The organism is Pseudomonas sp. TMB3-21, from assembly GCF_054898145.1.
This window is the reverse complement of the sequence record NZ_CM142718.1, coordinates 411427-424297: the sequence shown is the minus strand read 5'-3', so window position 1 is coordinate 424297 and position 12871 is coordinate 411427. Positions and strand designations below refer to the sequence as shown.

Annotated in this window: 8 protein-coding genes; 5 read left to right on the top strand and 3 right to left on the bottom strand. The window is 57.4% G+C overall.

Translation table 11 applies throughout. The features are described from left to right. Positions 1 to 81: 81 nt before the first annotated feature. Positions 82 to 867 (bottom strand): siderophore-interacting protein, encoded by a 786-nt coding sequence (locus ACYZTS_RS02085; RefSeq protein ID WP_461993672.1) that lies wholly within the window; start codon positions 865 to 867, stop codon positions 82 to 84. Continuing rightward, positions 864 to 1439: a PadR family transcriptional regulator gene (locus ACYZTS_RS02080; protein ID WP_461993670.1), complete on the bottom strand. Its 576-nt coding sequence runs from the start codon at positions 1437 to 1439 to the stop codon at positions 864 to 866. The genes ACYZTS_RS02085 and ACYZTS_RS02080 overlap by 4 nt, the downstream gene beginning before the upstream one ends. A 488-nt stretch (positions 1440 to 1927) precedes the next feature. Between ACYZTS_RS02080 and ACYZTS_RS02075 the strand changes: the two genes are divergently transcribed. The 5 genes from ACYZTS_RS02075 (at position 1928) to ACYZTS_RS02055 (ending at position 7577) form a co-directional block, all read left to right on the top strand. Continuing rightward, the gene (locus ACYZTS_RS02075) at positions 1928 to 2416 is read left to right on the top strand and encodes a CS1 type fimbrial major subunit (RefSeq protein WP_028620869.1); all 489 of its coding nucleotides are present in this window, start codon (positions 1928 to 1930) and stop codon (positions 2414 to 2416) included. Positions 2417 to 2524: 108 nt separating this feature from the next. Beyond that, entirely contained in the window at positions 2525 to 5050 is a 2526-nt protein-coding gene (locus tag ACYZTS_RS02070) for a CS1-pili formation C-terminal domain-containing protein (protein WP_461993668.1), read from the top strand. 2 nt (positions 5051 to 5052) lie between these two features. Further along, complete coding sequence (locus ACYZTS_RS02065; protein WP_461993666.1) at positions 5053 to 6255, top strand: hypothetical protein; 1203 nt, start codon at positions 5053 to 5055, stop codon at positions 6253 to 6255. A 44-nt stretch (positions 6256 to 6299) separates the two neighbouring features. Next, entirely contained in the window at positions 6300 to 7043 is a 744-nt protein-coding gene (locus tag ACYZTS_RS02060) for a molecular chaperone (RefSeq protein WP_461993664.1), read from the top strand. Positions 7044 to 7076: 33 nt separating this feature from the next. After that, positions 7077 to 7577 (top strand): CS1 type fimbrial major subunit, encoded by a 501-nt coding sequence (locus ACYZTS_RS02055; RefSeq protein WP_461993662.1) that lies wholly within the window; start codon positions 7077 to 7079, stop codon positions 7575 to 7577. A gap of 67 nt (positions 7578 to 7644) precedes the next feature. Here the strand turns inward: ACYZTS_RS02055 and ACYZTS_RS02050 are convergent, their stop codons facing one another. Then, the gene (locus tag ACYZTS_RS02050) at positions 7645 to 12771 is read right to left on the bottom strand and encodes an NEL-type E3 ubiquitin ligase domain-containing protein (RefSeq protein WP_461993660.1); all 5127 of its coding nucleotides are present in this window, start codon (positions 12769 to 12771) and stop codon (positions 7645 to 7647) included. Positions 12772 to 12871: the final 100 nt, after the last annotated feature.

Below are 12871 nucleotides of genomic sequence, written 5' to 3'. Positions count from 1 at the left end.
GCCCAGCGGGAGCAAGCTCCCTCGCCACATAAAGCCCAAATGTTTGCGCAATTCGAACTTCACCGTCGGTGCGGGCGTGGCTCACTCCTCGTCACTGTCATCCAGCCGCCAATAGCCGGCCGCTTTGACAAATTGCTCATCCAGCCCGTGCTCATCGAGCAACACCCGCCGGATCTGCCGCGACACTTTACTCTCGGTCGCCACCCACGCGTACAGATTGCCACTGGGGATCTGCACTTGGCGCACGGTGGTCAGCAGGTGATCCTTGCCGCCCTCACGCAGCACCCAGATCACATCGACTTCAGCAGCACTGTGCAGCACCTGCTGTTCCTTGCCGTTCTCCACTTCGACAATCACCAGCGCCCGCCGGTTGGCCGCCAGGCCTTCCAGTCGTCTTGCGATGGCGGGCAGGGCCGTTTCGTCGCCAATCAGCAGATAACTGTCGAAGATATCCGGCACGACCATCGAGCCCCGTGGCCCGCCGATGTGCAGAAACTGCCCGGGTCTGGCCTGCTCAGCCCAGGTCGAGGCAGGGCCATCGCCGTGCAACACAAAGTCGATGTCCAGCTCCAGCGTGTCCAAATCATAGCGGCGTGGCGTGTAGTCGCGCATCGCTGGCTTCGGCCCGTCGTCTTTACCCGCGCCGAGCACCAGCGTTTCCAGAGCGGCCTGTTCCGCCGCGTTCTGCGGGAACAGCAATTTTAAGTGATCGTCGGTGCCGAGACTGACGAAGCCCGCCAGCTCAGGGCCGCCCAGCGTGATGCGGCGCATGCGTGGCGTCAGGTCGACCACGCGCAGCACTTCCAGGCGACGGCGTTTGATTTCATGCATCACGCGGTGGATGGTGTGCTCGATCATTTCGGTCATTCGGCTTTCTCCTGAACAGGTTGCACCGCCGGACCGTCGACGATGGCTCTGGCGGTGTTGTTGAGCAAATCGCGGACCCGCAGGATTTCGTCCGGGCTCCAGCGACCGTGGTGCATCTGCAAGGCATGCCGCAGGTTGTGCACCGCTTCGTGAATTTCGGCGGGGCGATCATGGCCGCGCAATGAACGCTTGCTGACGTCAATCCGCATGCGCACGCCGTCCAGCGCAATCGCTTGCTCACTCAAGGAAAGACGACCGGCATCGGTCACGCTGTAACGTTTTTTGCCTCCGTCGGCGTCGCCCTGGATCATTTCGCTTTCTTCCAGAAAGGTCAGGGTGGGATAGATCACGCCGGGGCTGGGGCTGTAGGCGCCGTCGAACATGCTTTCAATCTGGCGGATCAGGTCATAGCCGTGGCAGGGCTGCTCGGCGATCAGCGCCAACAGCAACAATTTCAGATCACCGGGGGCGAATACACGGGGGCCGCGGCCGCCGCGCTCTCTGCCTTGACGCTTTTCGAAGGCGTCTCGGCTATCGCCGTGATCGCGGTGGGGGGAATGGGGGTCTCTCATTTTTTCTCTCTCTTGTCGTGTTTAGATACAACTTAAGATATATCTTGCGAAGAGATCAAGGCGTTTTTTGTCTTTGACCTGGCTGATCGGACGAGTGGGTTACGAGTGATCCAGGTGATTCCGGGGTATTTGGGTCTGACTTTTTTCAGCTCTGGAATTAGAGCTATCACACTAATATTAGTTGAGTATATATTCTAAATTCTCCCAAGTGCCCGGTTTTAAAAGTCGCTTTGACTGTATGGTTTTTTTATAAAAACTGTATGTAAGGCGCAACTTACAGGCATAGTTTGCCAGTTTGATTATTTGCACTTTTTTCCGTATTGCCTGGAGGTCATTGAACTACGCACTCATCGGAAGTTGCCTGCTTACTTTCCAGAGCGAACACTTGATCATGTCCCGGCGTTGAAAGTGCAAATAAAACGACCTGTCATCAGGCGTTATTTGTATTTTCAATGAACCGACCCTTTAAAGAAAACAGGTACTCAACGATGTTCAAGAAATTCGCAATCGCTGCCCCTCTGGCCGTCCTGGCGCTGGGTTCGTCTGCGGTGTTCGCCGCTGGCGAAGCTGCTCACTCCATCAGCATTGTTGCTCATGTGCCCTCCAAAAGCTTCTACGTGCTGCCTGTCGATCCTGACCTTGTGACCAAGGATCAGGACATGAGCTATGTAGAGTCGACCAACTCAATGAAGACAATTAACAGTTTCTTCGACCTTCATAACAGCAACGGCTCAGTACATAGCAGCCTGGCTTATATGCCAAAACTGTATGCGGGTGCCTCGGTTATCCCACTCAAAGTTGAAATGAATGGCGTCGAACTCTCGCTCACTCCGCAACAGATCGTGGGCGAAGAGGAATCCAATACCAACTATCGCGCGCCATTTAAGATCAGTGCCGTAGGTACCACATTCAATCCGGGTGATTACACCGGCACCGTGGCCATGACCTTCGATGCCGTGCTGCCAGTCGGGCCTTGATCGAGCAATTGCGCACTAAGCGCTGACGGTCCAGTTAGCGATCACCGGTGGGGCAGAGAGTTGTTTGCCCCACCGGACTTCACGTGTTCGACCCAAGAGTAAGACTTCATGTTCCCGATGACACCCATCGCGGCGGCGCTTGCGCTGCTGTTTTGTGCCAGTGCCGCGGCGGCTCCCGCTTCTTCCGCGGGTACGACACCGCGAAGTCTGCTGGCCCAGGCCAAAGGTCTGCCGGCGGATTTCGAGGAGCATTTTTTTGATGTGCCTCTGGCTGTTCGGGTAGAACTCGATCAACAGCCGCTGGGGGAGGCCATGGTGGTGTTATCGCGCGATGATCGCATCACCCTGCTCGAATTTACCGACACCAGCGAAAACCGTTTTGGCCCTGCCGAGCGAGAAAAATGGGCGAGTTTCCTCAAACCGGGCGTGCTGCTGGGCAGCTGCACTGGATCGTGTCCGGACCAGGTCCTGGCCGTGCATTACAACCTGGAGAATTCGCTGGTCTCGATCCTCACGGAAAATGCCGAGCGCGATGTCCAAGCCAAACGTTACTTCGAGCAGCCCGAGGGTGGCAGCAGTGGCCTGATGGTGCGCAACCAGCTCAACCTCAACGGTGGCCAGGACCAGGATCTCGGCGGACGCTATGGCCTGGAAGCCAGCGCCAGCCTCGGCAACTGGAGCCAGACATTCAACATGCAAATGGCCCGCCTCGGCGGCCCGGATACGCAGCTCTATCATGCAGTACATGAGCTTTACACCCAGCGCGAACTGCAAGGCAGTTTCTTCCGTCTGGGCTATTTCACCCCCAATTCCGAAGGGCTGACACGCCAACCCCGCGCGTTTGGTTCCAGCCCCGACACCGCCGTCGGCGTCATGTATGGCAGCTCGGACAGTTTGGCTATCAACACTCCGATGCCGAGCGTCTATCCGATCTATGTCACGGCCAATCGCCAAGGCTCGGTGGAGATTTACCGCGACGGCCTGCTGATCAATACCCAATCGGTGCCCGCCGGTTTGCAAACGCTGGACACCCGACCGCTGCCCGGTGGCATTTACGAGGTGGAAGTGCGTTTGGTGGAGGACGGTCAGATCACCTCTACCACCCAAGAGCTGGTGTACAAACCCGCCAATTGGCGCAACCTCGACGAGCGCTGGCGCTACAACGTGTTTGCCGGAGAAGAAAGCAAACTCTGGAGCAACTGGGACCAGCAGGCCAGCGGCAGCCTGACCGCAGGCGCCGCGGTCAATTACCTGATGCATCCGCGGGTCATTCTCGGGCTGTCGGCACGTCAGGTTCGCGAAACACTGCAGTACGGCACGTCCATCGACTGGACGCTCGCCAATCAACTCAGCCTGTACGCCAATGCCTACCAGACTCAGGACCACGGCACCGGCCTGGACCTGCAGAGCCTCTATAACTACGGCTCCGGCAGCCTGGTTATCAGCCACAACCGCAGCTGGCTGGACACCACCAATCTCTATGAAACATTGCCGGACGGGACGCGGGTGCGGCAACGCAATGTGTATATCGGCAAGACCAGCAACTCATCGCTGGCGCTCAATCACAGGATCAGCAACAAGAATTCGATCACCGCCCGGGTGTCGCACAGTGAAGGCAACGTCGAGGGTGTGGCGCTCGACCTCGGGTGGAACCAGCGCACTACCCTGTTCGGCAGCAATGGAAACTGGCGGCTGTCGTTGTTCGACCGGCCGGGCAGTTACAGCAGTGGTAATGCGCGCAACCGCGGGGTCGACCTGAGCATCAATCTGGCACTCGGCGCGCCGGGTCAGCAGATCACCGGCAGCATCGGCTCTCGTACGGCCCGAGACGGTGGCCGCGATAACAATGCTTCCCTCGGCTGGCGTCAGGACTTCAAAGATCATGTGCTGCAAAACGTCTCGGTCACTGGATTGACTGATACGTACGGGATCGGTGTGTCGAGCCTGGCTAATTTCCGCACCGATGCCATCAATGGCGATGGTTTCGTTCAGCGTTCCTCGTACAACGGTAACTTCAGCGGCGGCCTCAACCTGGACAGCACGCTGGTCCTGGGCGGTCAGCAGATGCTGCTGACCAGTCAGCATGAAATGCGCGGCGCCGGGATGATCGTCGACGTGGAGTCGGACATCGATGACATCGCTCTGCGCGCCGACGACTACAGCGGCGGCAGTGCGGCGCTCAAGCCGGGGCGCAACTTCATTCCCATCACCGCCTACCAGAACAGTTCGGTGAGTTTCGACTTTCAAGGCAATAACGTGCCGGCGGCCACCATCGAGCCGGCACGGACCCGCTATCACCTGAACAAGGGCGGTGTGGAGTACCGCAAGATCCGCGTGATGAAAACCCTGACCGTGCTCGGGCGGCTGGTCGATGAGCACGGCCGACCGCTCAAAGGGCATCACGTAATCAATCACGCCAGCCGCGGCGTTACCGAAGTCGACGGGTTCTTCTCGATGGAAATGAACGCGGGCTCGCCGACGCTCGAGGTGCGCCAAGGCAATCAGTTGCTCTGCCAGTTCCGTCTGGAGGCTAGCCGCCATCGCCTTGAAAACAATGTACTGATGATCGGTGATCTGCGGTGCACACCGGACACTTTGGCCGACGTCACCTTTACCGACCAGAAGGCGGGTTAACCATGAAGAAGTACATGTGCTGGCTGGGTCTGTTGGCGGTGTTGATCGCACCCCCGGCGCACGCGGTCAACCAGGAAATCCGCGCACTGTTCCGGCCGGACCCGGCGCAACCGAACAAGAACGTGTTTGTGAACCAGACCCCCAACAGCGGGTACTGCGCAGATTATCCCGGCGAGTGTGCCAGCAACGGTATGTTCAGTATCCAGTTGCCGCTTAGCTTTACGTCCAGTCGGCCACTCAATCTGGGCGCCGGTGTTTTGATATTGGTGCCGGTCAGCTGGAAATCGCTGACGGTGACCAATGTCGAGACGCTGAAAACCGAAACCGTCGAGGTGCGTTTTGTCGGCGTCGGCTCCACATATGTACTGAGTGATTCCGCTGTCAGTCTGACAGGCGCGGCGAATGATCGCGAAGGCCACCAGAAACTATGGATCGGCAGCAGCTGGAATTACGCGCCTGCCCCTTGTCAGTACAGTGGAATGGGGGCTTTTAGCGCCAATACGTACCGGTTTTTCTGGAAGACGCCGCAGCACGCACATTGCGGCAAGCGGAACTACGTGACCATTCCGGGCATCTCTTTCGAGAACCTCGACTTCGCGTATGAATTGCGCACGCCCAATCCGTTGGGCATGAGAAACGGCCTTTACAAAGGCTCGTTGACCTACAGCGTCGCGCATGGCGGTGACATCGATCTGGGACCGGTATTGGTGCCCAGTGACAGCAGCCTGACCCTGGACTTCGTCCTTGAAGTTCAGCACACCCTCAAGGTCGAGCTGCCACCCGGCGGCAACAGAGTGGTGCTTGAGCCTGCAGGTGGATGGCAGCCGTGGATCGAAGGCGGACGCAAACCTGACAGGATTTATCGGGCAGCGCCGTTCTACATTTCAGCGTCGACACCCTTCAAAGTCAGCATGCTCTGCGAGTCCTCCAGCAGCAGTCGTTGCAATTTACGCAGCCCGAGCGGGAACGTCACTCAGGTCGGCGTCAAAATCAGAATGCCACCCGGGTTCGGCTTGCCAGACGACTATGAACAGCCGTTGGCGATCCACGCCTGGTTCAATTATTGGCCTTCCCAGTACGTGGACAGACAAGAAGGCGCGGTGATTTTCGAGATGCCCAAGGACGTTATCGACAAGCTTTTGGTGCCTGGATTCAGTGACACGTTCTACGGCGATATCACCATTATCTGGGACTCGGAAGCATGAGCTCCGGGGCCGTCCATTTTCATTTTTCATTGGGGTTGAGGACGATGAACCGTCTGTTTTTACTAGTGCTGTTGTGCATGTCTGGCGTTCCGGTTCAAGCCGGACCGCAAATCAATGTCGGCACGGTGTACGACTATCTGGATGCCGATAAAAGTACCTACTTGAAGCGAGTATTCAACAGTGGCGACAGCACCGCGTTCGTCAAGGTCAATGTGCTGGAAATCGTCTATGACAGCGACGGTAAGTCGCAGGAAATCCCGGTTGTCGCTGCCGCCAACGGTGTGTCGCGCAACGGCCTGATGGCCAGCCCTGCCCGGTTGATCGTGCCGGCTCAGGGCATGCAGGGTACACGGCTGCTGTACATGGGCGCGCGAGATCGGGAACGCTACTTTCGCGTGCGTTTTGTGCCTGTGGTGCCGGAAAAGGAAGATGAGTTTGCGGTTTCCGTTGATGAACGCGAGGACTACAAAAAGAACCTGTCGGCCGGGGTCAACGTGATGACCGGTTTCGGCACGATCTTTTTCGTACGACCCAAGGACGCTCGTTTCGAGACAGCCATCAATGAATCCGACAGCCGTTACGAGCTGCGCAATAACGGCAACACGGTCATCGTCATTGACGAGTTCAAAAACTGCTCATTGACTGACGAGACCGATTGCGGTGCGACCCTCAAACACCACGTCATGGCGGGCAAGACGTTTGGCTTTGATAAGGACAAAGGACGCGAATACCGTTTCAAACTGATTGAAGGCGAGCAGAAAAAAGACCTGAAAGTCGTGAGCCGATAAGCGAGATTTCCATTGACGCGGTGGGTAGTAAACATGATCAAGCAATGCGCCATCGTCGCCATGATGGCTATCACTTTATTGACGGGCGCAATGGTCTGGGCCGCCCGCGAAGAACACACCTTCGAAGTGTCCCTGACTGTTCCCAATCGCTCCTTTTATCTGTTGCCGACAGAGCCTGGCTGGATTCACCAGGCTCAGCAACTCGAGTGGGATTATCCTACATCGACCCTGGGTAGCCTTCGGAAAAGCTTCGACGTTCGGCACGATACCAGTGCGATCGAAGCGCGCATGGAGACATCCCCTTATTTGTCCAATGGCAAGCCTGCCGGCATCATTGAACTTTGGGTGCGCTTCAATGGGGTGACGCTGATCGGGGGCATGCCTGCACGGGAAGTGGTGTCGGCGGAGGACGCGACGGTCGGCAAGCGCGTGTGGCTCGAGATTACGCCGTTAAAACCAATCCATGGCTATCAACCGGGGGATTACAGCGGCAACGTGCTGTTGGTGTTCAATGCAAAGGCACCGGGGGCTTGAGTGCTCGCCCATGTGACCAGTACGCCCTGAAGACTGCCCACCCGGCCAGTCTTCAGGGTCGCTTCGATTACAGGCCGGCTCTCGCTAACGCTTCACGCGTCAGCCTTCGAGCCAGGTCATCGCGCTGATAACCCAGTTCCGATACCCTATGGTCGTAGTTCTCTTTGCTCATTTCTTCGCCGCTGAACACTTCGCTTTGTGCAACATTCAATTTGCCGGCCAGGTCTTCCATCTTGCGTTTGAGCGGGCCCAGGTCCTTGACGTTTTTGGTTGTGGCCCACTCTTTCTGAGCATCACGCAAGTCTTCAAGCCACTCCAGCTTCTGCTCAAAAACGCGATAGTTTTCGGCAAATTCCGCTGGGTAGATGGTGCGCAGGTAGTGGTCCCAAAACGGAACTTCAACCAGGCCGAGCATTCTGTTGGCCAGTCCATCACCTTTTTCACGATCGATCACTGTCTCGAAAGCGGTGTCGATCTTGGCATCGGTGACCCCCGATCGTGGTCGGTACAGTTGCCTGTCGGAATGCCACGGCAAATCCAGCCGCTCGCCAAGTCCCGTCTCGAAAGCCAGGTGCACAACGATGTCATCGGGTGGGTTTTTCAACGGATCGGCCTGGTGAGCTTTCCTCTGGCTGATAATCTCCTCCCTGGCAATGTCCCCCACAATTTCCAGACGCGCCGCGCCACGTGCAAGTTTGACCAGCGTGCTTTCCAGTTGAACCGCATTGGCTGATTCTATCGGAGCCCGCGCCACCAAGACCCTCAAGCCCATGTTATTGAACCGTTGCGCGCCGGCGTCCGCGCAGGTCTGTGGTTCTCTGGCCCGTTCGAACAGTTCCTGGCGCAACTCGGTGTCCAGGGCGGCGGCCTCGATCATTTGCCAGACGCGGCTGGTCAGTTGGCGGCGCGCTTCGGCGTTCTGAAAATCCGCGGTTTGCCGCTGTTGGCGAATGACTTTGAAAAAATCACCCGAACCGGGTTCCGCCATCAAATCCTGCCAAAATTCTTCCCGGTCCAGGGTGTATTTTGCCGAGGGACTGAACACCGACCGCTGATCATCCGGAGCCTGCGGCCAGTGACGGATCTCGTCTGCCGCTGCCGGAAGGAAGACCTGCTCACGGGCCAAACCGACGGACTCGCGATAGTCGCCGAAACGAATCTTGTCGGCTGCCGACAACGCGGTCGTGCTCATACGAGCGCGAGCCACAATGAAGGCCTGATCGGAACCCGCAGTCACCTCGGGCAGGTTTTTAATCGGACAGTCGCGCAGATCGAGATAAAAATCACGAGGGCGACGTTTCGCTCCAGCACTGTCGCTGACCAGGCCGGCCGGCCAGTCTTCGAGACCGGTATTGGCCAGGCGCAGTACGGTCAGATTGGGCAACGCGCTGACATCCGGGGGATGGCTCAGTGGATTGCCGTCCAGTCTCAGGGTTTTCAACCGGCTCAAGTCCTTCCACGGGTCAGCGGAGTCAGCCGTCAGGCGAATGTTGTTGTCGGTCAGGCTCAGCGATTCCAGCGCGTGCATTTTGCCGATGCCGGGCGGCACCTCGGTCAGCCCGCTGCTGACGATCGACAACTTGCGCAGGTTCGCGAAGTCGCTCAACAGGCCTTCGGTATCCGGCGTGAAACGAGCGTTATCCAGATGCAGTGTGCTGATTTGATCGAGGTATTTTTCCATCGCAGGATAGTCCCGCAGATCCTCCCACCACCTGTCGAGGTCTGGCCCCAGCAAGTCCGAAGACAGGTTCAGCGTGTAGCCACCATCGGGGTGATTGTCGCCCCCTTCGAATCCCTGACTTTTGCGCTGGAAGCAATCAAGGAGTCGCTCTTTGATGAAGCTTCCACCGTTTTGCAGGAAATCGAATCGGTCGTCGAGAGCGCTGGAGTCGTCCGAATCTCCATCGGGAAACTGGTTCTCCTCCCAGGCATTCAGCGTTGCTCGCAAGCCGTCGAGTTCTTCCTCCAGCACTTTGATGCCTTGCTCCAGATCGCCTTTGGCGCGCAGGGCTTCGACAAAGCGTTCCACCTCCACATCACTCAGCTGCGGATACAGGTTTCGAATCCTGCCTTCCGGGGTCTTCGGTGCCTTGGATAACATCGGGCCGCGTAACAAAGTGAGGGTTTCAATGCTGGCCGCAGGGCGAACGGGTGGTTCTGCCAGCAATGTCCGCCGTTCGCCCGCAGGCGCGCTGAGTTCCATGATCCACAGTTTGAGCAGGCTGCCTTGACCGTGTTGATAGCCCAGTTGCGCACGTTTCTCTTCGGGCAGGCTGCGCAGAATCGCTTCATAAAAATCGCCGGCCTTATGCAGCTGCTTGTTGTCGCCATCGAGCACTTCGTACAGGCCATGTTCATTCCTGATCAGCCGCCGAACCGTCGAGGCGTTCTCCGCGCCGACTCCGCAGCGCAGCGTGCCGTCATGGGTGCCGTCACGCGTTTCAATGCGCAGGTCAGCGAACGTGTCGGTGTAGAGTCTCAGCGTTTTGAGCGCCAGCCGCTCTGTGTCCGGAACCACGCTTTGATCTCGATAAAAACCGTCGTAGGCCCGAGCGGCGCCCGCTTCGAAATCCAGTTCTCTTGCCTGGGTCTTCATCCGTAACGGCAGGCGATTTTCATCGTTCATTATTTTAAGTTCGTCAGACTTGGCGTTGCTCAGGACTTTTTCAGTGAGCGCGAGGGGTATGTCCGGGAATGTCTGTTTCAGCAAATGCACTTGCGCTTTGTCTGAACGCTCTGTTGCCTGATAAATGCGAAGGGATATTTCGCCCTGTCGCTCTTCGACGGTGTCCGCGAGCAAATTGCGTAAAAGCTGGACGCGTTCTGCGGCGGGTGCATCGCGACCGAGCAAGGTCGCCAGTTCGGCGTCGTTCAAAAAGGCCACGGTGCGGTCAGGTAATTGGCCAGACGTGATGTCGGCAATGCTTATGCTCAGCGTGTCAGCCGCCGTTGCATTGGCATTGCCGTAAGTGCGCGAAGATCCCGTCAAATCAGCCTTTTCATAGACTTTCACCGCCCGTTCGGCAGGCCAGCCGGGGAGCCCGGTCAATATCGGTTCAAACCAGACCGATGTCGCGTCTATCGCTCGCCCGGTGCGGATATTTGCACTCGCCAGTTTGACCTCGTCATAGGCCCTGAAACGCTTGATCGTGTCGGCAAGCAGGGGCGGGGTCGGCGCATTCTCAACGTACATGCGGCGCAGCGCATCCTCCTGCGTACCGCTGCTTATACGGATATGTTCAAGCTCAATGGTCTCGAAACGATCAACGCTGTGGCCGAGGCGTTGCATCAACGTTGCGCCTTCCCAGTTCGCCGGGTTCTCCGCTTCGTGCACCCAGGCCCCGCTACCGTTGTGTTCGACCTTGGGCCAGTAGGCGTTGGGGCGGGAAGGGTGCTTGACCCGATGGGTGCGCGAGGTCGGCTGTTTCGACGCTTTTTCGACGGCGTAAAGTTTGCCTTCCAGACGCAAAATGTTCTGGTCAGCGTGTCGGTGCAGGCCCTGTTCATCGGGTCTGGCATCCGTCGCCAGGGTGAGATTTTTTTGTTGGTAAGGTTCGAGGTCGGGATGCCACAGCGTCTTTCTGCCATCGGCCAGTTTAACCGGCTTCATGCCCTCGACCAGCTGCGACACTTTCAGTCGAAACAGCTCGCCAATGTCGGTGCCCGCTTTGAACGCCACCAGTTGAATGACATCCGTGACCACGCTGAACACATGCTCGGCCGCTTGCTGACCCAGGCCTTCAGCCAGATCGACGAGGCCTTCGATCACATCGCTGGTCAGTTGGTAAACGGTGTAAGCCATCATCAGCTCACCCAGTCCGGGCACGAACGGTGTTGCGACCAACAGGGCGACGTTGAAGATATCCGAGACGATTTTCTTGAAATTGTCCCACCAGGCCCAGCGCTCCTTGGTGTCGGTATCCGCGGTGGACACGGCGATGACGCGTGCATCGTTGAGGATCTTGTTAAGTTGTTGCTGGTAGGCGTGCTTCCAGTAATCCACAGGCACCGACAATCGCTCGAATTGCAGGTGAGGGTTGGTACGGGGTTCCTTGCGCCAGGTTGGACGCTGATCGGTGGGATCATCTTTTGTATGGTGTTTTGTCTCGAAAAGACGACTTTCCAGCTCCGCGAAAAAATGCCCGCGCTGCTGATGGTCGACGAACTGACTGAAGAACTGCCGATAACTTTGCTGGGTCGATGCGCCGACTTTGTCCTCGCGCAACTGCCGCGCCAGTTCCGTCATGAACGCATTCGGCGACTCGTACTCCTTCAACGGGTGATCCGGATCATGCGGCACATACACGATAATTCTGCCGATGCCTTTGGCGTCCAGTTTCATCGGCGCAACCAGCATGATGCCGGTCAACTCGGTAGCCATCATGGACAGGCCGCCGCAGCCCATTGTCTTTCCATTCAGCAGCAGCTCAGGTTTGCCTTCGATCAGCGCGAGTATCAATTTGTAGGCGTCGTACTGGAGATTGCCGGTGGTCAACGCCAGTTGCGCGGCGACCGCGAGCGCGTCTTTCTGGCTGGTGACGACTTTCTGTTCCAGTACGGCTTTGACCACCGGTTCGTCGGATAACAAATGGCTGTCGAGGTGCTGTTTGTACAGCGCGCCGATATCCAGTTCACGGCAAAGTGTCTGGAATTGCTGGATGCTCATTTTGTCTTTGATCGGCACGACGTCGAAGTGCTGGCGCTCGTCGGGGTGGGTGATGTATTGCGAGTTGGCATGCGCCTGTTCGCTCTTCGCGAAGTTGTGCAGTGCCGCGTCCAGAAGCGAAACAGTTCGGGACGAGAAACCCGGCAAGTTCTCACGCGCATACCAGGGCAATTCCTTGGGCATGTACAGGCGCAGGTAAGTGGTCTTTACGTCATCTTCGACGCCGTATTCATCCTTGAGTTTTTTCTGCAGCAGAGGTGCGGCAAACGAATGAACGTCTTGCAGGTCTTTGAGGTGTTCGTCGACCTGATTCTGTGAAGTCCAGGCCTTGAGGTTGGCTGCTTTGAGTTTGTCGTGGTGAGCATCGGCGGCAGTTGCGTACCACGGTTCAATCTTCAGTTTAGCGGCCGCCAGAGATTGGCCTCGGCGAACGGAGGCGTTTTTGAACGGGTCGCTGAGGGTGTCCTTGATGAACGCGTAGTGCCGGCCTTTATCGGCATCTTCGGCAGGCGTGGAGGGGGCAGACATGATCATCATCCTTGATTGATTTAAGAATGATCAGCCTACCTGTAGGGGTTCAAAACAAAAGCCTGAATATCATCGCTGAATCGGTGTTTTTGCCGGTTAA